Genomic DNA, 18,475 nt, shown 5'->3' with positions numbered 1-18,475 from the left:
GGTTGGTCTCTCTCGATTCTTTCATTGCCAGTTTCGGCACTGGCCCATATCGGCGCGTTGGTCGTCATTGTGAATCAGCTACAGGTCGTAAGGGTATGCGACGTTGTTCACCGTGACGATGAGCCGCACCGTCCCTGCCGGCGCAGGGGCCGGCAGCACACAGGTGGTTGCGAGGGGGTCGGCCGTCACCGTCACAGTCGAGTCGCGCACCACACAGGTGATTGTCGCGGTCAGCGCACCGTTCACCGGCACCGACGCCCAGGAGAAGACACCGGAGAGCTCGTCGTACGTAAGCCCGCTCATCGCGAATGTGATCGAGGGCTCTGGCGCCGTGATCGTCGCAGACCATCCGCCGCACTCGCCCCACACGCTGCATCCGCGCACCTCGAACTGCACCGGCGCTCCGAAGGGCTGCGAGAGAATCTCCCGCGGCCAGCCCGTCCCGGAGAACGGCAGGGCGTCGCCAGACCCCGGTGAGCGAATCTCGTAGCGCACCAGTGCCGCAGCACTGGAGGGGGTGAGGCCCGTCACATGGTAATCGCGCCCGTCGCCACGCGTGTCCATCGTGCCCGTCGCCGTGACAGTACCGACAGCAGGTCGGATCGTCACGGCACCAGAGCCCGCAGCCACACAGCCGGCCTTGTTGTAGCCCCACACCACGAAGTGGTATTCAGCACCGGATGCCGTCAATCCACTGAACGTGGCCGACGTCGCTCCTGGCCCGACAACGATCTGCTCAAGCACGGCGCCGCCCACGGTAGGAAGGGAGGCGCTTCCTGGTGCTGGGCTCGAGACGGTACAGGCCTGCGCTCCTGTGGGGATGCCGCCGCCGTTGACCCGCTGCACGACGTAGCCGCCCACGGCGTTGCCGTTGCCGTCGAACGGGCCCCACGCGACCGTCACCGTGGCATCCGTCGCAGAGCCACTCGCCGAGACGGTCCCGGCTACCGGTGCACCATACGGTGTGCCGCTGCCGCTTGAGCTGGTCCAGGCAGTCAACGCCGGGTATGCGCCGTTCCTGGCGCTGACAGAGTAGGTGGCTACCGCCCCGTTGGTCAGTGGACCGACGGTCGTCGAGCACCGACCGGCCACACACGCGGGGCCTCCAGCGCTGACCTCACTCTGTTGCACGCCGTTGACGGTGATCACGTAGCTGCTGACAGCGGTTGCTCCTGAGGGAACGCCGACGGCTGCCCAGCTGAGAGTCAGCGCCGAGTCGAGCGGGGCTGACGAGAGCCTCGTCGGCGCCGCAGGGACGACGTCGGACCACACGGCACCGCTGGTCGCTGTGGGCGTGGAGAGCCCAATAGTGTTCCGAGCGGCGACCGAGATTCGTACACCGTTCGCTTGTCCGTTGCCGGCGGTCTGCAGGGTGCAGGTTGTCGCCACGCACGACGTCGTGCTGAGCACCCCACCCGATCCGGCATCAAGCTGGGAGATCTCGTACGCCGAGATGGGTGAGTTGTTGAACCCGCCTGGGTTGAACGACACCGTCAGCGAGCGATCGCCGTATCCCGTCACAGCGAGACTCGTGACGGGGTCTGGTTTGTCCTGCACTGAAATACGCACCGTGCCCCAGGCAAATCGAGCCGGGTCGTTGGTGGCATCAGCCACCTGGTATTGCAGGGTCGCGTCCGCCGCGACCGCCGTCGACGACACGCGAACCGTCAACGTCGCTTTGTCTGCACTCGGGGTGACAGAGATACCCTCCGGCAACGACGAGCTGTCGCTCCCCCGCACTGCCACGACCCGAAGCGGCACCCCAGGGAACGGGTTGGTCGCGCTGTCGTTGCCCAGTACATCGATCGTGGTCGTCTGGCCGCGCTGCACGATCGCCGAGTCAGCCGCTGGCACGGCGACAGGCCGAGTGGATGCGACGACCCGCATCTCGATTCGGCCGGTGCTCCCGTCGTTGACGGTATCCGTGACGCCGATCAGCAGCGTTCCGGTCGCGCCCTTCTGGGTGTCCGCATTGGCCCGCACCGTGAGCTTCTGGCCATCGAGTGACCAGGTGAATCCGCTGGGCTGAGGGTCGAGGACCGTGTATGCGAGCTTTCCCAATTCGTCTGGATAGCGGTAGGTGGTGAGCTTCACGAGATCGATGACCTTGGACTGGTCAGGCTCGAAGTCGATGACGGCGCCGCTGAACGCTGGGGGCTGGTTCTTGCGCGGCGTGACCGTGATGGGCAACACGATCGTCGCGGTGCGTGGGCCGCCGATGGCGGACGTGTCGCCATCCGTCACCTCGAACGCGATCGACGCCGGTCCGAAGAACCTGTCTTCGCTGGTGAACGTGAGGGTCGTGGAGTTTGCGACGAGATCCGCACCGTTTGAGTGAGTCGCGCTCACCGTGCTGGTGTCGGCCAGCGTGACGTTCTTGCCTCCCGCCGCGACGACGTAATCATTGATATCAATCGTGAGCGCCGATTCGCTCTGCACGGTGAGCTTCGGTGCACCGCGACGCAGCTGAGGCAGTGCGTCGTTGAACCCAGGCACCCAGATGAACGCGTTGGCAACGACCGCTGGATCCTCTGGATGGGCGACGGCGAACGGAATGATCTGCGCCTCATCCGTAATCGTCACCTCGACCTTCTTTCCGGCCGTCACCCGAGCGTTGTCGGCGAATCCCGGCAGGAGGGTGAGTGAGAGGTCGCGCTCTGAGCCATCGGCGAAGAACACATTCCGCAGCACGTCGACCGTGATCGTGGTGCGGTCGAGGATGTCGGAGAGCACCAGGACCGTATCCCTGGCATCTGGCCGAGACAAAGGAGCATCAGCCGTGACGACAGCCGTGACGAAGTTGGAACTGGTTCCGCCACGCTCATTCTGGATCTCGTAGATGAAGCCGATCCTGCCCTCCTGCGGAGGAGCGGTCACGACGACATAGTCGTCCTGCACCGTTGCGGTACCGAGGCTGCCGGTCGGGATCACGCTGGTGATCGACAGTGCTTCGCCGTCTGGATCTGAATCGTTGTCGAGTACCCGAACCAGGATCGTGCTTCCCGGTCGCACGAAGACTTCGTCTTCAACGGCGATCGGGTTGCGGGCGCCGTCAAGCCGTTGGCCGATACCGACCCTGATCGTGCCGGTTGCCCGAGCACCCAGCGCGTCGATCACCGTGTACGTGAAGGTATCTGTGCCTGCGGAGTAGTCACCGGAGAGGTACTCGATGGACGCCGTTCCCACAGCCGTCACCGCGCCCTTTTGCGGGCTCGTCTCCTGGCCGAGCAGTTGAACGGAGTCACCGTCCGGATCGATGCCGCTCAACGGGATCGGGATGGTGACGCTTTCACCGGCCAGCACCCTGGCGGTGATCGTTTTGGGGACAGGAGGATGGTTGGATGCCGGATCCGCCTCCCGCACGGAGATGGTCACTTCAGCGGTGGCGAACTGTCCGTCTGGTGCATCGACCTGGTAGACGGCGGTGAAGTTTCCCGGCGTGTTCGGGGCGAGGTAGCGAAGCACGCTGCCAGAGGTGAACAGCAGCCCGGAATCTGCGGGCAGCGGTGTCGGGAGCGTGCTGTGCAGGGTGAGGGTGTCACCGTCTGGGTGCTCGTCGTTGGCCAGTACCGGAATGTCGATGGCCTGGCCAACGCGCACCGCGATCGTGTCAGGCATGGCAACGGGTGGCTGGGCACGCACCGGCTCTGGTATCTCGAGCACGGTCACGGTTCCGGTCGCTTCGCTCAATCCGTTGCTGACGGTGTAATTGAACGACACGGCGCCCTCAAGCGGCCGGGTCAGCGTGACCCGCAGGGTGCGCTGCTCCAGGATCTCCACACGGATGCCGCTTTCCACCGGAACATTGCTCGTGCCGGTGACGAGCAGCACGCCGCCTGCGGGATCGAAGTCGCCGTCGAGCACGGAGACAAGCGCTGAGCGCTGCGAACGCACGAACGCCGTGTGCGGCACCGTCACCGGTTTCACATTCTCGTCATCCGGCGTCGTCACGTCGATGCGCACCTGCCCGTTGGCCGTTGACGTGCCATCGGTCACCGCGTAGTCGATGTACTGGGTGCCGGCTCGTGAACTGGAGAACCTGAACGTGCCACCGTCGAAGTCTGCGGTGATCGTGGCGTCGGGTTTCGACGGAACGCTGCTGAGACGGAGGGCGCCTGACCCGCCCTTGACGTGCTCGAGGGGGGCAACTGAGACTTCGGTGTCCACAGTGGTGGCGACCACGAACGTCTCGGCGATGATGGGCACAGTTCCCAGGCGTTTGACCGTGACAGCGAGGTTTCCGGTTCCATTCAGACGGCCGTCAGACACCGTCAAGCCGACCAGGGCGAGGTCGCCGCCCGAACCGGCATCCGTGTAGACCACGTTTCCCTGCGGGGTGAAGCTGGCCTGATTGGGGCTGACCACGTTCACGCCGGCGAGGTAGAACGAATCGCCGTCTGGGTCGACCCAATCGGTGAGGACTCTGGTCAACACCCGCCCACCAGCCTCGACCGTTGCCGTTGTGGTGCGCGCTTGCATGGGCGGCGAGTTCTCGTCCTCGCCCCGCACGGTCAGCGTGATGCTGGCGCTTGCCGAACCGCCCCGACCATCGTTGATGGTGTAGCCGAACTGCAGCTGTCCGGTTGCCCCCGCCGCCAGCGTCACCTGCACTTGTTGCCCATTGGACACAAGCTCAACCCTGCCGGCCTCACTCGGGAAACCGGTGACCTCTGTGATCACCAAGGCGTCGCCGTTGGGGTCATAATCGTTCAGCAGCACGGGCAGCATGCTCGCCCTGCCCGGCCTGGCACCAAATTCGTCGTCAACGGCGACAGGAGGCACCTGCAGCTTCTCCACCTCTGGCGGTGTGTCCTCGCTGTTGGTCTCGACCTCGTCCTGGTCCGTCAGCGTCTCGATCAACTCGTCCCAGTTGTCGATGAGCTGGTTGTCGGCCTGCACAGCCCAGGCCGCACCATTGCGAGCGTCGTTCAGCAGTACCCCTGTGCCGTTCTGCTGGAACTCCAACCTGGCGTCACCGGCCAGCGAAGCGAGAGTGGACAGTGTGCCCTCGCTGGGAGCGGATGCCGGGTCGTCCTGCACCCCGCCAGACGCCGTGTCACCTGCGCACGAACGCCACGCAGCGCCGTCATTCCAGGCGCCGAATGCGCACGCGTCGGTCACAATGGGTGCAGCGGGCACTCCGCTGCGGCCGGAGACGAGCACCTCTGGCTCTCCGCCATCAATCGGCACGGCGAGCATGCCGCCACTGTGGGCGACCAGCACCCGGTCCCCAGCCAGACTGGGTGCCTGCAGCAGCACAACGGAGCTGTCCAGCGTGCTGCCATCGGCCAGGGTGCCTGACAGGTCGATGCTCGCGTCACTGACCAGGAGCTGCAGTGTCGATTCATTCAACAACGCCCAGCGGCCGCCGACGCTTGTCAGCTGGTAGGTGTCGGTTACCGCACCGGCGTCGAGGATCTCCGTTTCGGTGACGGCCTCGCCCGCCGACGTGTCCACTCGCGAGAGGTTGCCCGTTGACGGCGTGAATGAGAACAACACTCCTGCGCCATCGACGCTGGTGATGGCGCCTGTGCCGAGGGACAACGTTGGTTGGGCCGCGCTGTCAAAAGTGTCGAGGCTGGCAATGGGCATACTCCACACATCGCCGTCAGAGGTGATGACTGCGTTGTTCGGCGTGAGGTGCACCGCTGGGGAGACGGGCGGGAGCGGCACTGACTTCGAGACCGTCGCCGTCGCAGCATCAACGATGTCAAGTGAACTGCTGGTGCGGTCGATGACCAGCACATTCGATCCGCTTTGGACCAGATCGAGGCTCGTGCTATCGGCTGGCACCACGGTGTTCAACTGGCGAACCGCGGTGTTGGCCCTCCCGACCGTCTGCCGGGACTCGTTGCTCACCCAGACGGCCGCGTCACCGAGATCCATCCGTTGGGCGGTGTACCCACCAGACACGACAGCCATGGTCACGACCATGGCTACGACGAGCAATCCGCTTGCCCACGTGATTGACTGGGCGCGATTGGCCCGAATCCACCGGAAAATCACGGAGTGCTCTCGGCGGAGACGTCGACGCACTTCTGCCCGCTGGCCTGCCCCGTCTTTCCCTCGCGATTGACCGCGACGCTGAGGCACACGCGATCGCTGTCTCGTGGGTCAACGCTGAACTCCGTTCCGCGCTGGATGCTGCTTTCGCCGCTGCCCAGGGTCACCACGTAGGCGTCGCCGGCACGGAGCCCGGGGTCTGACCAGCTGAAGACCACCACACCTGACTCTGCAGATCCACCGATCGAGGTGACGGTCGGGATGTCCTCAGCGGCCGAGCGTGTCAGCATGGTCACGCCAACGCCGGCCAACGACACGATGACGGCCGCGAGTGCGACCATTCCCCACACCAGTCCTGCTTTGGATGCGCGGGTCGTGATTCGGGTCGCCGATCCGCTGGTTTCCGCCTGGCCCTGCGACGGACGCGTGCCTGAGCTCGATCGCGCGGATGCTCCCACCGCCTTTCGACGACGCCGTGAGCCCTGCGGGTCAAGGGCGCGCACGCCGCTGATCCGGGTTTTGTCTTCTGGGTCGGCGAGCGAGGCCTCTGCCCAGTCATCCATCGACACTTCAAGGGGTGTCTGCACCAGCCCGAGTTCGGCCTCGACCCCCTGCAGCTCGCGAATCAGTTCGAGTGCGCTGTGCTGGCGCTGCTCCGGCCGGCGAGACATCGCCTTCCTGAGCGCCAGTTCCAGACGCGGAGGAACGTCGGCACGACCGAGTGGTGGCAGCTTCGCCTTTGCGATGCGTGCCATCAGGTCGGCTGACGAGTTGTCGCCACCGATCTGTTCAAAGGGCGAGCGGCCGGCGAGCAGAGAATAGAGTGTCGCCCCCAGCGACCACACCTCAGCAGCAATCGACCCAGAGACCTCGTCGAACAGCACTTCGGGGGCCGACCACGGAATCGACAGGCCGAGAGCATCTGTCTTTTCAGCGTCACCGACGGTGGCGGCGATGCCGAAGTCGGAGAGCACCGGATGCCCGTACGCCGTGATCAGGATGTTGGATGGCTTGATGTCGCGGTGCAGGACACCGGAGCGGTGCGCTGTTTCCACAGCACTTGCAACCTTGATTCCGACGCGCAGCACCTCTGGCACCGGCAGCGGTTCACTGCGGTAGCGCTGGCTGAGCGTCGACGAGCAGTACTCCATCACAAGGTATGGACGCCCGTCGGTGGACACACCGGCCTGGTACACGGTGAGGATCGCCGGGTGCGAGCTCAATTGGGCCATGAGGTTCGCCTCGGCCTGGAACAGCTGGCGCACTTGGTCATTGACGACCTCGGCCAGCAGCACCTTCACGGCGACCTGCCGCCGCGGCATGCTCTGTTCGAACAGGAAGACGTCGGCGAATCCGCCAGAACCCAGCGCCCGCACGTAGGAGAAGCCAGCCAAGTTGGGCGGCGAAGACGGCAACCGTCGTGTCATCATCGCCTCCCGCTTTCTACTGATACGTGTTGGGTCGAACATTCAGCACGCGCCGTAACGGGTGCACCAGCGAGCGTTCTCCAATTCTAGGCAGGGAATCACTCGCAGACAGCCAAGGACACCGATGTCTGAAATGGCTATCAGTTGTCGCGTTCGAGACCGGGCAACTCAGCCGTATCCTCCGAGGTCTGCGAGTGCACCGTCTCCACGTTCGGTACGGCAGCTGACACGACGTCGAGCACGATGACCGTGACGTTGTCCCTGCCGCCGTTCTCCAGGGCCGCGGTGACGAGTGCGTCCGCCGCGTCGGCGGGCTGCGGGTTCGACAGCAGGAAATGACGGATGCCGTACGGCGTCAATTCCTTCGTCAGCCCATCCGAGCAGACGAGGATCCTCATGCCGGGAATGACGGGAAGTATGCGGAAGTCCGGTACCGGCGGCTCGTGGAAGCCCACCGCCCTGGTGATGACGTTGCCGTGCGGGTGCACGTCGGCTTCCTCACGCGTGATGCGACCGGCATCGACGAGTTCCTGCACGACGGAGTGATCGACGGTGACTTGTTCGAGCACGCCTGACACCAATTGATAGACGCGCGAATCACCGATGTTGAAGACGATCCACTGCGGGGTGCCGGATTCAATGACCAGCGAGACACCGGTCACCGTGGTTCCTGTGCCGAGGTCGGTGACGCCTTCTCCCCGCGCCATGTCGTCAACGGCGAGCGACAGTGCGCGGCTGATGGCCCCGGCGTCGGCCTCTGATCGCTCTGCGAACTCCGCAAGCCTGCCGACGACAGCGGCGCTGGCAACATCGCCGGCAGAGTGCCCGCCCATGCCATCCGCGACGGCGAATATTGGTGGGATGCTCACCACGCTGTCTTCATTGACCTCGCGCCGGTGACCGGTGTCTGTCAGTGCAGCCCACGCGAGCGTGAGAGTGTCCTTCGACGGCAATGCAACCGTGAAGCTGGTCGAGCCTTGACCGATCTGGGTCACAGGTGACGCCTTTCCGAATGCGGATGTGCCGGCGGGCGTGATGACGCAGCGTCAACCGGGAGGATCTGGACGATATTACCGTCACCGATGTCCACTCGCATGCCGGGCAGCACAGTGAGCGAGCCGCGAGGCTGCAATCGCTGGGCCGTACCGGTCAATGAGATGACACGTGTGCCGTTGGTCGAACCCAGGTCGGTGACGACGACGGAGTCGCCGACCTGACGAATTTCTATGTGTGTCCGCGAGACGGCGGCGGTTGGAGAATCAACGGTGACCAGCTGCGGATGCGGACCGCTCGACAGGCGCGGCGCGCTCGGTCGGCGTCCGATGAGGCACGGTGCCGTCAGCTCGAAGGGCGCGCCAGCGGTCCGACCATGCCGCTCCACAGCGACGCGGAACGTCATCGGCACGATCTCAGGAATCGACGCTGTCTCCGGCGGCCGGATGAGGACCGGCCGACTGAGCACCGTGTCCGCGTCGCGAACCGGCCGGCTGAGCACGGTGTCAGCGTCGCCCGACTGCGTTGGGGCTGGTGCGCGCAGCACGGTGTCGGACACGGTGCCGATCGACTCCGCAGCGGGTGTGGATTCCGGTGCCAGGGTCAGCGCCGGCGTCGCGGCTGCCACTCCCTGAGCGGATGCTGCCGCTGTCGACCGTCGAGGCCCATCCGCTCGTTCCGCTGCAACGCCCAAAGACCCGAGCGGTTCGGGGGTGATGAGGTCTGCAGTACCGATCTCATTCGACCAGTACAGGGCCTGGCCTGGCATGACGCCCGAGTCAACGTGCACGCCGCCTCGCAAGCTGGTCGCAGGGAGCACCGGGGCCGCCGGGTCGCTGATGGCGACGCCGGTCACCGACTGGAAATCTGCCAACAACCACGGTCGGATGTCACTGTCTGAGAACCGGCGCGACCCGCCAACCGAGTAGACGTCGGCAACGATTGCGCCGCGAATGACCGCGGACACCAACACGCCGTCTGCCCCGTCGTCTGATGAGCTGCCGGTCGCGCGACCACTGCCAACCGCTCGTTGGCCCTGCGCCACAATGACGATGAAGCTCTGCACCGCATCAACGCCGGAGAGCGGGATAAGCGCGACGACGGTTTCTATCTCAATGGCGTCTCGCGCGACGACCGCGGTCAGCCGATCCACTACGTCCTGGGACGTTGTGGCAGGAATGGCGACCAGGAATGTCCGGCCAACGACGAAGACCCACTGGGGTGCGTGACCAGTCGCCAGGGAACAGCCCACACGACCCGTGATCATGCGCCCACCGTTCCCCTCGACATCGACTCCCTCTATTCTCCGATATATGACATCACATGCTTGACACGGGTGTAGTCCTCGAACCCGTACATGGACAAATCTTTGCCGTAGCCGGAGTGCTTGAACCCGCCGTGGGGCATTTCGGCCACGATCGGGATGTGCGTGTTGATCCAGACACATCCGAAATCGAGGCGCTTCGCCATGCGCATGGCACGACCGTGGTTGCTGGTCCAGACCGAGGATGCCAGTCCGTACCGGGAATCGTTGGCGAACCGCAGCGCCTCTGCTTCGTCCGTGAACCGCTGCACGGTGATGACGGGTCCGAAGATCTCCTCCCGCACGGCCTCATCGGCCTGTCCAAGCCCGCTGACTATGGTTGCCTCGTGGAAGTAGCCGGTGTCGCCCTGGCGGTGTCCACCGAGCTCGATCACGGCGTGGTCTGGCAGCCGGTCGATGAATCCGCTCACCTGGGCGAGCTGGTTCACATTGTTGAGTGGCCCGAACAGGATTCCCGATTCGGCCGGCGCACCGGTCTTCGCGTTGTCACGGGCGTATGCGGCGAGGGCGGCGACGAACTCGTCGTGGATACCGTCCTGCACGAGCACTCGGGTGGCTGCGGTGCAGTCCTGGCCGGCATTGAAGTATCCGGCTGCCGCGATGCCGGCCACTGTCGACTCAATGTCGGCATCGTCGAACACGATGACGGGAGCCTTGCCGCCAAGTTCAAGGTGTACTCGCTTGAGATCAGCGGATGCGGCCTTGGCCACTTCCATCCCGGCTCGCACTGAGCCGGTGATCGAGACGAGCTGCGGGATCCGGTGATCGATCATGGCTGCACCTGTGCTGCGGTCACCCATGACCACGTTGAGTACACCGGCTGGGAGGAACTCAGCCGCCACCTCTGCCAGCAGCAGCGTGGCGCTCGGGGTGGTGTCCGATGGCTTCAGAACGGTGGTGTTTCCGGCGGCGAGCGCGGGCGCGAACTTCCAGACGGCCATGTTCAATGGATAGTTCCAGGGGGTGACCTGGCCAACGACGCCGATCGGTTCACGGCGGATGAACGACGTGTGGTTCGTCAGGTACTCGCCGGCCGACTTGCCTTCGAGGTTCCGGGCGGCTCCGGCGAAGAAGCGGATCTGGTCAACAGAAAGCAGGATCTCGTCTTCGACGAGTGAGGCACGCGGCTTCCCGGTATCGCGAGATTCGGCATCGGCGAACTCCTCTGCACGCGCCTCGACGGCATCCGCGATGCGGAAGAGGGCAAGCTGGCGCTCGGCGGGTGTCGATTCTCCCCAGGTCTCAAACGCGGTGGACGCAGCCTGGTACGCGGCGTCGATATCGGCCGCGGAGGAGACCGGGCTGGTGCCGTAGCCGGCTTCCGTCGCCGGATCTATCAGGTCCAGACGCGCATCGGAGGTTGATTCAACGAAGTCTCCGTTGACGAAATTTCGCAGTTGCAGCTCGCTCATGAAGGCGATTCTAACGCCTGAGAGCAGGCTTCTCTGAGGTGAAATCAATAGGAATCCGTAGTTTTCGATGGCTTTTGCCACGGAATCGCTTGTTTAGGCCTGTCTTCAATGACACAATCGATCCATGAATGCCCCCGGACGCAGCACGGCCAAGCCACTGCAGCTCGACGCTGTCTCCAAGAAAATCATCGAGCAGCTGCAGGTCGACGGCCGCCGCTCATACGCAGAGATCGGCAAAGCTGTCGGTCTCAGCGAGGCCGCTGTGCGGCAACGTGTTCAGAAGCTGACGGATGCCGGCGTCATGCAGGTCGTCGCCGTCACCGATCCGATGCAGCTCGGCTTCACCCGCCAGGCCATGATCGGAATCCGTGCCTCTGGTGACACCCGCGTGCTGGCCGAGCAATTGTCGGCCATCCCCGCCATCGACTATGTCGTGCTCACCGCGGGCAGCTTCGACATTTTGGCCGAAGTCGTCTGTGAAGACGATGAGGAGCTGATCGCGCTCCTCAACTCTCGTATCCGCAATCTCGATGGAGTCCTCTCCACCGAGACGTTTGTCTATCTCAAGCTGCACAAGCAGTTCTATAACTGGGGAACACGATAAAGATGTCAATTCTGGAATCAGCACCCACCGTATACAGCGATGCCGAGAACGCTGCGATGCAGCAGAAGGCCAAGGATCACCTGTGGATGCATTTTGCGCGCCAGTCCGTCATGGAGTCAGGCCAGGGCGTGCCGATCATCACCAAGGGCAGCGGTCACCATATCTGGGACTCGAAGGGCAAGAAGTACATTGACGGCCTGAGCGGACTGTTCGTCGTCAATGCCGGCCACGGTCGCAAGCGGCTGGCAGAGGTCGCCGCGAAGCAGGCAGAAGAACTCGCGTTCTTCCCCATCTGGTCGTACGCACACCCCAACGCCATCGAGCTTGCCGACCGTCTCGCCTCGTATGCCCCCGGCGACCTCAACCGCGTGTTCTTCTCCACCGGTGGCGGAGAAGCCGTCGAAACGGCCTTCAAGCTCGCGAAGTATTTCTGGAAGCTGCAGGGCCGCCCGACCAAGCACAAGGTCATCTCACGGGCGGTGGCCTATCACGGCACCCCACAGGGCGCACTGGCGATCACCGGCATCCCCGCCATGAAGGAGATGTTCGAGCCGGTGACGCCCGGCGGCTTCCGGGTTCCGAACACGAACTTCTACCGTGCAGACGAGATGAGCCCCGGCCTCGGATCCGACCTCGGCGCATTCGGCCTGTGGGCCGCGAACCGCATCGAGGAGATGATCCAGTTCGAGGGCCCTGAGACCGTCGCTGCCGTGTTCCTGGAGCCCGTGCAGAACTCCGGCGGCTGCTTCCCGCCCCCTCCCGGCTACTTCCAGCGTGTGCGCGAGATCTGCGACAAGTACGACGTGCTGCTCGTGGCCGATGAGGTCATCACCGGCTTCGGCCGCATCGGCGAGATGTTCGCCTCGACCGCGTATGGCTTCCAGCCCGACATGATCACGTGCGCAAAGGGCATGACGAGCGGCTACTCGCCGATCGGCGCCACCATCGTCAGTGAGCGCATCTACGAACCGTTCAAACACGGCGATACCGCGTTCTATCACGGTTACACGTTCGCGGGGCATCCGGTGTCGTCTGCAGTGGCATTGGCCAACCTCGACATCTTCGAGGAGGAAAAACTCCTGGAGAACGTGCGCGAGAACTCACCGGTGTTCCGTGCAGAGCTCGAGACGCTTCTCGACCTGCCGATCGTCGGCGATGTGCGCGGTGACGGGTACTTCTTCGGCATCGAACTGGTCAAGGACAAGAAGTCCAAGGAAACGTTCAACGACGATGAGTCTGAGCGACTGCTGCGCGGCTTCCTGTCCGGCGCCCTGTTCGACGCGGGGTTGTACTGCAGAGCGGATGACCGTGGCGACCCCGTCGTGCAGCTCGCTCCCCCGCTGACCATCGGTCCCTCAGAGATCCGAGAGATCGGAAGCATCCTGCGCGGCGTGCTGTCGGAGGCAGTGAACCACCTGTAGCCCACACGCCCAGGACACGTGACGCTCTGGCAAAGCCAGGTCAGGGAGTGGTGCATCCGACACCATTCCCTGACCTTTTCTGTCGCGGCCCCTGTGGCACCCGTCATTCCGGTTCGACGAACAGCCAGTCCGGCACGTGCCCGGACGAGAAGAGCTTGTTGAGCACTCCTGCCATGCCATAGTCGGCGTCAATGGTGAGTGCCTTGTCAACGAAGAGTCCTCCGACGGTGCTCTGGCCCAACGCCCATGACAACCACGCCAGCATGCACAGCGGAGCTGGCCTGGCGGTTCGTGGTGCCAACGCCACTACCCGCTTCAGCAGGATGATCCCGCGTTCGATGCGGTCGTCGTCCGGGCGAACCTGCGACCTGCCCAGCAGCATCTCCGACCCGAAGTCGTTCAGTATTCCGGCCGCGCCTTCGTCCGCAGCCGAATGCGCCGCGGCATCTGCCCTGGAACTGGCTCTTTCCGCCCACACGAGGTCGTCTATGCCGAGGCCCGTCATCTGCTGAAGCGCCGCGTAATGCGAGTTGAGGGCGAACGCCCGCATACCTTCCTCCCTGCCGAAGGCGAACTGCACCATCATCTGGTCACGAGTGGCCGGGCTCTGCAGCATGAGCAACAGCGCCGCAGATTCCTCATCGGTCATCTCGTCGGGGTTCCAGTCCAGTGCCAGCTCAGCCAGCTCAATCGGATCGAGCAGGTCGGTGAGCGTGTCGATGAGGGCCATGGCGGTATCCGGGGAGGATATCGCCCTGGTGTACCGGCGGTACATCCTGCCAAAACGCTCTTTATCGGCACGACTCACGACGGGAAGGTCGGCGCCACTGAGGAGCGTGCCGATCGCTGATCCCGCAGACCCGGTCTGCCGTGCCGCTGAGAGCCGTGCCGCAGAGTGCCGTGACACAGAGAGCTCTGAGCCTTCAATGTCGCTGAGCGGATGCCCCTGTTTCGGGCAAGCCGGGTCGAGAAAGGAGCCCCAGCCGTCGTCGGCCACGCAGAGCGAATCCCGAATCCCAAATCCGGACAAACTGAGGCGCGACGCCAGCCTGTCCGCGAATAGCCGGTGGGGTATGCCGCCAGATTCCCGGAAGCTGTCGTTCGTGTAGATGACGGGCACCACCGAATCGACTCCGACGAGCTTGCACAGCATTCCGACCACGGTCGTCGCAACGCGCTTGTGCACCTCCGTCGGCGTATCGGGGCTCGGAAGGTTGAAGCGCAGTATCCCGCAGGTGCGCCTGCCGCAGAACGCGATCAGCACGACGCTGTCCACGGGCACGAATCCACTCAACTGGGGAACCAGGGCCAAAAGGTCTTGAGGTTCGTTCGCCTTCATGATTGTCGGTTGCATGGGGCAAGCCTCCGCGGAGTACGTGCCAAGCGACCGACGCTCGGCACATGTGTGCAGAACGCCGGCCGCATCCGGTCTGTGGAGAAGCCCCGTTACACCTCGTCCGTTTTACACCTCGTGCGTTTCATACCTCGTCCGTGATCGCAGCGGCGAACTGCGCGTTGTACAGGTTGAAGTACGCGCCTTCCGCGGCGAGCAGCTCTGCGTGTGTGCCCTGCTCGACGATGTGGCCCGATTCCATCACCAGAATCAGGTCGGCATCCCGAATTGTCGACAAGCGGTGCGCGATCACGAAACTTGTCCGGTCTGCGCGCAGCGCGTTCATCGCCTTCTGCACCAGCACCTCTGTGCGCGTGTCGACGGAGCTCGTCGCCTCGTCGAGGATGAGCACGCTTGGCTGCGCGAGGAATGCACGAGCGATGGTCAAAAGCTGCTTCTCCCCCGCGCTCACGTTGCTCGCCTCATCGTCAAGCTTGGTGTCGTACCCCTCTGGCAGTGATCGCACGAACCTGTCGACATAGGTGGCGCGAGCAGCGGCGAAAACGTCGTCGTCTGAGGCGTCTGGACGCCCATACGCAATGTTGTCCCTGATCGTGCCGCCGAACAGCCACGTGTCCTGCAGCACCATGCCCATTCTGGAACGCAGGTCATCGCGGGTCATGGCCGCGATGTTGACGCCGTCGAGCGTGATGGATCCGCCATCCAGCTCGTAGAAGCGCATGATCAGGTTCACCAGGGTGGTCTTCCCCGCGCCCGTCGGTCCGACGATGGCAACGGTCTGGCCAGGTTCGGCCACCAGGTTCAGGTCTTCGATGAGCGGCTTGTCCGGCGAATAGCTGAAGGAAACGTCCGTGAAGACGAGGCGTCCCTCCGACTCGACGGGGCTCTCTGCCGGGTCTGGATCGGGGCTCTGCTCTTCGGCATCGAGCAGTTCGAACACGCGCTCGGCCGATGCGACACCGGACTGCAACAGGTTGGCCATCGACCCGAGCTGGGCAAGCGGCTGAGTGAACTGCCGCGAGTACTGGATGAACGCCTGCACGTCACCGAGTTGCATCGCCCCAGATGCCACCTGGAGGCCGCCGACCACGGCAATGGCGACGTAGACCAGGTTGCCGATGAAGGTGAGCGCCGGCATGATCATGCCGCTGATGAACTGGGCTCCGAAGCTGGCCTTGAACAACTCCTCGTTCTTCGCGGCGAATCGTTCCTCGACCTCGTGCTGGCGACCGAACACCTTCACGAGTGCGTGACCGGTGAATGTCTCCTCGATCTGCGCGTTCAGCTCCCCGGTGTTCGTCCACTGGTCGACGAACAGTTTCTGCGAGCGCTTGGCGATCAGCATCGTCACGACGAGGGTGAGCGGCACCGTGACGAGCGCGATCAGTGCGAGGAGCGGCGACAGCAGGAACATCATCAGCAGCACGCCGATGACGGTCAGAAGAGAGGTGACCACCTGGCTCAGCGTCTGTTGCAGGCTCTGCGAAATATTGTCGACGTCGTTCGTGACCCGGCTGAGCAACTCGCCGCGCTGCATCTTGTCGAAGTACTTCAGCGGCAGGTCGTTGATCTTCACCTCGACCTCTTCGCGCAGGCGGAACACCGTGCGCTGGACGACCCCGTTCAGCACATAGGCCTGCAGCCAGCTGAAAACGGATGCCAGGATGTACAGGATCAAGACCCACATCAGCACGTTCGTCAGTGCCATGAAATTGATGCCGATGCCCGGCGTCAGCGTCATGCCGCTCAACATGTCGGCCTGTTGGTTCTCGCCCGTTGCGCGCAACTGGGCGATCACCTGGTCTTGTGTGACACCGGCTGGAAGCTGCTTTGAGATGACACCGGCGAAGATGAGGTTGGTGCCCTCGCCGAGGAGGCGCGGACCGAGCACGGAGAACGTGACACTCACCACGGCGAGCAGGAACACGAGGAACAGCCAGAGCCGCTCCGGACGCAGCTTGCCGATCAAACGCCTAGCCGATGGGCCGAAGTTCATCGACTTCTCTGCGGGCATCGCCATCCCCGCCATGGGTCCGCCGCCTGGACCACCCCGCGGCCGGGGCGGTCGGGCGGGCGTGGTGCGCTCTTCGCTCTGCTCGCTCATGCTGCCTCCTCCGCCGCAAGCTGGGATGACACGATCTCCTGGTACGTCTTGGACGTCTCCAGCAGCTCTGAATGGGTGCCTCGACCGACAATGCGTCCGTCCTCAAGCACCAGGATCTGGTCGGCGTCGAGAATCGTCGACACTCGCTGGGCGACAATGAGCAACGTCGCTCCCCCCGTATCCCGCTTGAGTGCCAGCCTGAGCCTGGCATCCGTTGCAAGGTCGAGGGCGGAGAACGAGTCATCGAACACGTACAGGCTTGGCCGCTTCACCAGCGCACGCGCAATCGCAAGTCGCTGGCGCTGCCCGCCTGACACGTTGGTTCCCCCCTGCGAGATGGGAGCATCGAGCCCACCCTCCATCTCTTCCACGAAGTCCTTCGCCTGCGCAGTCGCGAGCGCCGCCCAGAGCTCATCCTCCGTCGCATCGGGCTTGCCGTAGTGCAGGTTGCTCCGCACGGTTCCGGAGAACAGGTACGGCTTCTGCGGCACCAGGCCGATGTGGCCCCACAGCAGGTCGGGGTTCAGTTCTTTCACGTCGACACCGTCAAACAGCACCGATCCGCTCGTGGCATCGAACAGGCGCGGGACCAGATTGATCAGGGTCGACTTGCCAGACCCCGTGCTGCCGATGATCGCCGTCGTCTTGCCCGGCTGCGCGAAGAAACTGATGTTGCTGAGCACAGGCTGTTCGGCGCCTGGATACGCGAAGCCAACGTCCAACAGCTCGACCTGGCCGTTTCCCGTTGTCTCGCTCACGGGATTCGCCGGCGGGCGCACGCTTGATTCGGTGCCAAGCACCTCTCCGATGCGGTCAGCACAGACAGCCGCACGCGGAATCATCACGACCATGAACGTTGCCATCATCACCGCCATCAAAATCTGCATGAGGTAGCTGAGGAAGGCGATCAGCGTTCCGACCTGCATGGAGCCGTCCTCGATGCGGAACGATCCGAACCAGATCACCGCGACGCTCGACACGTTCAGCACCAGCATGACGACGGGGAACATCAGTGCTATCAGACGCCCGGCGCGCAACGCGGTGTCCGTCACGTCGACGTTCGCCTTTTCGAACCGCTTCGTCTCGACGTCTTCGCGTACGAAGGCACGGATGACGCGGATGCCGGTGAGCTGCTCCCTGAGGACGCGGTTCACGGTGTCGATGCGCTTCTGCATCTTGCGGAACAGGGGCACCATCCGCACGATGATCAGCCCGACAGCTATCAGCAGCACCGGGACGCTCACGGCGATCAGCCAGGACAGCTGGAGGTCCTGGCGCATCGCCATGATGATGCCGCCGATGCTGAGGATCGGCGCCGTCACCATGAGCGTCGCGCTTGTCAGCACGAGCATCTGCACCTGCTGCACGTCATTCGTGGACCGGGTGATGAGGGAGGGCGCTCCGAACTTCGCCATCTCCTGCTCCGAGAACTCGCCCACCCGTGAGAAGACCGAAGAGCGCAGGTCTCTGCCGAGCCCCATGGCAGCCTTGGCGCCGAAATACACCGCGATGATGGCGCAGATGATCTGGGCGAACGTGATGAGGAGCATCACGCCACCGGTATTGAGGATGTAGCCGGTGTCACCCGTTGCCACACCGTTGTCGATGATGTCGGCATTCAGGGTGGGGAGATACAGCGACGCGATTGATTGCAGGAGCTGGAAGAACACCACGCCAACGAGCAACCGCGAGTGCGGCTTGAGGTACTGCACCAACAACTTCCACAGCATTGCTACTCCCCATCGTTCGTCGCTTCTGTGCGACCTCAACCGTGCGACTACAACTGTGCGATTACAACCGTGCGACGACCGTTGCGCAGCACACCGCGCACCA

At 63.8% G+C, this 18,475-nt stretch carries 10 protein-coding genes; 2 read left to right on the top strand and 8 right to left on the bottom strand.

The window, feature by feature from the left end; translation table 11 throughout:
- Window positions 1–78: 78 nt before the first annotated feature.
- The 5 genes from AC25Y4_RS09245 to AC25Y4_RS09225 all read right to left on the bottom strand — a co-directional run bounded on the left by AC25Y4_RS09245 (window position 79) and on the right by AC25Y4_RS09225 (window position 11,159).
- Complete coding sequence (locus tag AC25Y4_RS09245) at window positions 79–6,006, bottom strand: Ig-like domain-containing protein (protein ID WP_488120094.1); 5,928 nt, start codon at window positions 6,004–6,006, stop codon at window positions 79–81.
- Complete coding sequence (locus AC25Y4_RS09240; protein WP_488120093.1) at window positions 6,003–7,433, bottom strand: serine/threonine-protein kinase; 1,431 nt, start codon at window positions 7,431–7,433, stop codon at window positions 6,003–6,005. Before AC25Y4_RS09240 ends, AC25Y4_RS09245 begins: the two co-directional genes overlap by 4 nt.
- A gap of 137 nt (window positions 7,434–7,570) precedes the next feature.
- Complete coding sequence (locus tag AC25Y4_RS09235) at window positions 7,571–8,425, bottom strand: PP2C family protein-serine/threonine phosphatase (protein WP_488120092.1); 855 nt, start codon at window positions 8,423–8,425, stop codon at window positions 7,571–7,573.
- Window positions 8,422–9,690: an FHA domain-containing protein gene (locus AC25Y4_RS09230; RefSeq protein WP_488120091.1), complete on the bottom strand. Its 1,269-nt coding sequence runs from the start codon at window positions 9,688–9,690 to the stop codon at window positions 8,422–8,424. Before AC25Y4_RS09230 ends, AC25Y4_RS09235 begins: the two co-directional genes overlap by 4 nt.
- Before the next feature lie 32 nt (window positions 9,691–9,722).
- The gene (locus tag AC25Y4_RS09225) at window positions 9,723–11,159 is read right to left on the bottom strand and encodes a gamma-aminobutyraldehyde dehydrogenase (RefSeq protein WP_488120090.1); all 1,437 of its coding nucleotides are present in this window, start codon (window positions 11,157–11,159) and stop codon (window positions 9,723–9,725) included.
- 124 nt (window positions 11,160–11,283) lie between these two features.
- On the opposite strand from AC25Y4_RS09225, the gene AC25Y4_RS09220 reads away from it, so the two are divergent.
- Together AC25Y4_RS09220 and AC25Y4_RS09215 are read left to right on the top strand one after the other, a co-directional pair.
- A complete protein-coding gene (locus AC25Y4_RS09220) occupies window positions 11,284–11,763 on the top strand; it encodes an Lrp/AsnC family transcriptional regulator (protein ID WP_488120089.1) in 480 nt (159 codons plus the stop codon).
- A 2-nt stretch (window positions 11,764–11,765) separates the two neighbouring features.
- Complete coding sequence (locus AC25Y4_RS09215; RefSeq protein ID WP_488120088.1) at window positions 11,766–13,184, top strand: aspartate aminotransferase family protein; 1,419 nt, start codon at window positions 11,766–11,768, stop codon at window positions 13,182–13,184.
- A 103-nt stretch (window positions 13,185–13,287) separates the two neighbouring features.
- Here AC25Y4_RS09215 and AC25Y4_RS09210 read toward each other — a convergent pair whose 3' ends face one another.
- The 3 genes from AC25Y4_RS09210 to AC25Y4_RS09200 all read right to left on the bottom strand — a co-directional run bounded on the left by AC25Y4_RS09210 (window position 13,288) and on the right by AC25Y4_RS09200 (window position 18,372).
- Window positions 13,288–14,538: a DUF4192 family protein gene (locus AC25Y4_RS09210; protein ID WP_488120087.1), complete on the bottom strand. Its 1,251-nt coding sequence runs from the start codon at window positions 14,536–14,538 to the stop codon at window positions 13,288–13,290.
- 124 nt (window positions 14,539–14,662) lie between these two features.
- Window positions 14,663–16,642 (bottom strand): ABC transporter ATP-binding protein, encoded by a 1,980-nt coding sequence (locus tag AC25Y4_RS09205; RefSeq protein ID WP_488120086.1) that lies wholly within the window; start codon window positions 16,640–16,642, stop codon window positions 14,663–14,665.
- Window positions 16,639–18,372 carry an ABC transporter ATP-binding protein gene (locus tag AC25Y4_RS09200; RefSeq protein WP_488120085.1) on the bottom strand — a complete coding sequence of 578 codons (1,734 nt, stop codon included), beginning with the start codon at window positions 18,370–18,372 and terminating at the stop codon, window positions 16,639–16,641. Before AC25Y4_RS09200 ends, AC25Y4_RS09205 begins: the two co-directional genes overlap by 4 nt.
- Between the last annotated feature and the right edge of the window lie 103 nt (window positions 18,373–18,475).

This window comes from Leifsonia sp. Y878, from assembly GCF_057669685.1.
This window is presented reverse-complemented; position numbering and strand designations above follow the sequence as displayed.

Coding starts and splice junctions, on each gene's coding strand:
- AC25Y4_RS09240 (WP_488120093.1), bottom strand. CDS start 7,433: ATGATGACACGACGGTTGCCGTCTTCGCCGCCCAACTTGGCTGGCTTC.
- AC25Y4_RS09230 (WP_488120091.1), bottom strand. CDS start 9,690: ATGATCACGGGTCGTGTGGGCTGTTCCCTGGCGACTGGTCACGCACCC.
- AC25Y4_RS09225 (WP_488120090.1), bottom strand. CDS start 11,159: ATGAGCGAGCTGCAACTGCGAAATTTCGTCAACGGAGACTTCGTTGAA.
- AC25Y4_RS09220 (WP_488120089.1), top strand. CDS start 11,284: ATGAATGCCCCCGGACGCAGCACGGCCAAGCCACTGCAGCTCGACGCT.
- AC25Y4_RS09215 (WP_488120088.1), top strand. CDS start 11,766: ATGTCAATTCTGGAATCAGCACCCACCGTATACAGCGATGCCGAGAAC.
- AC25Y4_RS09210 (WP_488120087.1), bottom strand. CDS start 14,538: ATGCAACCGACAATCATGAAGGCGAACGAACCTCAAGACCTTTTGGCC.
- AC25Y4_RS09205 (WP_488120086.1), bottom strand. CDS start 16,642: ATGAGCGAGCAGAGCGAAGAGCGCACCACGCCCGCCCGACCGCCCCGG.
- AC25Y4_RS09200 (WP_488120085.1), bottom strand. CDS start 18,372: ATGCTGTGGAAGTTGTTGGTGCAGTACCTCAAGCCGCACTCGCGGTTG.